2 protein-coding genes are annotated in these 2,746 nt (G+C 70.0%); both read left to right on the top strand.

The features are described from left to right. Positions 1-153 precede the first annotated feature (153 nt). On the top strand, positions 154-552 hold the full coding sequence (locus G6021_RS07775; protein ID WP_179526059.1) for a DUF5318 family protein: 399 nt from the start codon (positions 154-156) through the stop codon (positions 550-552). A 119-nt stretch (positions 553-671) separates the two neighbouring features. Further along, positions 672-2,746, top strand: a 2,075-nt coding sequence (locus G6021_RS07780; RefSeq protein ID WP_182641004.1) for a transglycosylase domain-containing protein, incomplete at its 3' end; no start/stop codon positions are given.

A 2,746-nucleotide genomic window follows, 5' to 3' on the forward strand; every position in this document is an offset into this window, starting at 1 on the left:
GGACCCCCCGGCCTCGGGCCCCGGACTCGCGCGGGGGTCCGGCGCGAGTCGTAGGCTGATCCCGTGGACCACGCCGACTTCCGCCCCCGGCGACCCGGCCCCCCGCCGGGACCGGAGGACCCCACCGGCCGCGACGCCCTCCGGCGTCGGCGGGTGGTGGATTTCGCCCTGCGGCGTCGAGGGGTGTTGGCGGATCTCCGTGAGGGGGTCTCGGCACTTCGCGAGGTGTGCGACGCGGACGTCTATCTGCTGCGTGCGGCGAGTTTCCACGGCGTGGAGACCGGGACCGTGTGCCCCGTGTGCCGCAAGGAGAACCTCACCGAGGTGTCCTGGGTGTTCGGCGACGACCTGGGTGCGGCGTCCGGATCGGCGCGGAGCGCGGACGAGATCGAGCAGCTGGCACTGACCCATGACGCGTTCACCGTGCACGTGGTGGAGGTGTGTCGCAGCTGCTCGTGGAACCACCTGGTGGAGTCCTATGAGGTGGGCCTCGCCTCCGGTGAGGGCAGGCGCGTGCGCCGGGCGGCGCGGGAGCTCCGCAGGCACCGCTGAGCGCCCTCGCCGGGTGCGCCGAGTTCCGAGTGGAGCGCGATTTCGTACACAATGGACCTCAATGCACCGTCAGCGGGGGTCGCCCGTACCGGTCGGAGCTGCTCGCAGGAGGGTAGAAGATGTCGCAAAGTGACAGGACGCGTGGGAGATCTGACGGGGATCGGGACGACTCCTCGCCCCGGCGCGGCTGGTTCCGACGTCACCCGATCTGGACGACTCTGATCCTCGTCGTCGTCGTCCTGTTGGTGATCCCGCTGGTGATCGTCGGGGTGACCTACAACCGCACCGAGATCCCCCGCCCGGGCAGCGTGGCCACCAACCAGATCTCCGAGATCTACACCAACGACGGCACGACCATGATCGGGCGCATCGTCCCACCGGAGGGCAACCGCACCCTGGTCGAGGTCGACGCCATCCCCGTGCACGTGCGCAACGCCGTCATCGCCGCGGAGGACCGCAGCTTCTACACCAACGAGGGCTACGACCCCACGGGCATCGGCCGAGCGGTGATCGGGCAGGTCACCGGCGAGTCGAGCGCCGGCGGCGGGTCCACGATCACGCAGCAGTACGTCAAGAACACCATGGTCGGCGACGCTCCCACCTATGAGCGCAAGGCCAAGGAGATCATCATCGCGGCCAAGATGACCAACGAGTGGTCCAAGGACCAGATCCTCGGGGCCTACCTCAACACCATCTACTTCGGCCGCGGCGCCTACGGCATCGCCGCCGCCTCCACCGCGTACTTCAACAAGCCGGTGGAGGCCCTCACCGTGGAGGAGGGCGCGCTGCTCGCGGGCGTCATCCAGTCGCCGTCCGTACTGGACCCGCTCAACAACGCCGCCGCCTCCGAGGGCCGCTGGAACTACGTCATGGACGGCATGCGGGACATGGGGGCCATCGACGCCCAGCAGCGTGGCATGGCGGTGTTCCCCCAGGTCGTGGAGGATCCCCAGGCGGTGGACCAGAACGTGGGCGACCCCACCAACGGGGCGATCCGTCGGCAGGTGCTGGCGGAGCTGGCGATGGCCGGCCTGGACGAGCAGATGCTCAACACCCGCGGGCTCAAGATCACCACGACGATCGACCCGTCCACCCAGGAGGCGGTGGTCGAGGCCGCTCGCAGCAACATGCAGGGGGAGAGGCCCGAGAACCGGACGGCGGTGGTCTCCATCAACCCCCGCACGGGCGGCGTGATCGGCTACTACGGCGGCGAGGACGCCGAGGGGTGGGATTACGCCAACGCTCCGCTGCAGACCGGTTCCACCTTCAAGATCTTCGGCGTGGCCGCCGCCCTCGAGCAGGGGATCGGGTTGGGCACCCAGATCTCCTCGGCGCCCGTGACCACCGGAAACGTCACCGTCACCAACGTCCAAGGCCAGTCCTGTGGGTCGTGCTCGGTCGCGATGGCGCTCAAGATGTCCCTCAACACCTCGTTCATCCGCCTGCAGCGGATGCTGAACAACGGCGCCAACGACGTCCGGGAGATGGCCCACCGCACGGGCGTCGCCAAGGAGATCCCCGGACTGCCGTGGGAGACCCTCACCGAGCAGGGCGAGGACCCCTACGACGGCCTGATCCTGGGCCAGTACCCGATCCGGGTGCGCGACATGGCCACGAGCCTGGCCACCTTCGCGGCCGAGGGCGTCCACCGGCCGACCCACTTCATCGAGAAGGTCGAGACGGCCGACGGTGAGGTCCTGCTCGACAACTCGGCCCCCGAGGGTGAGGAGGTGGTGGACGCCGACGTGGCCAACAACCTCACCTCCGCGATGGAGCCGATCGCCGCCTATTCCAACGGCAAGTCGCTGGCGGGCGGACGCCCCTCGGCGGCCAAGTCCGGCACCACCCAGCTCGGCGACACCGGGTACAACAAGGACGCCTGGTTCGTGGGCTACACCCCGTCCATCGCCACGGCGGTGTGGGTGGGGACCGACGACAACGAACCGCTGCTCAACGCGTGGGGCGGGACGATGTACGGGTCCGGGCTCCCCGCGGACATCTGGAAGTCGGCGATGGACGGCGCGCTGTCCGGGACCGACTGGGAGAGCTTCCCGTCCCCCGGGTACATCGGTGGCCAGGCCGGCGCGTCCCAGTGGGAGTCCTCCGGCACGGGGACCGGGAACACCGGCGGGACGGGCGCCACCCAGCAGGCGGTCCCCCAGCCCAGCGTCGCCCCCGCCCCCGCGCAGCCCGC

Origin of the sequence: Dietzia sp. CW19, assembly GCF_014145265.1 — a bacterium.
GTDB lineage: Bacteria > Actinomycetota > Actinomycetes > Mycobacteriales > Mycobacteriaceae > Dietzia > Dietzia natronolimnaea.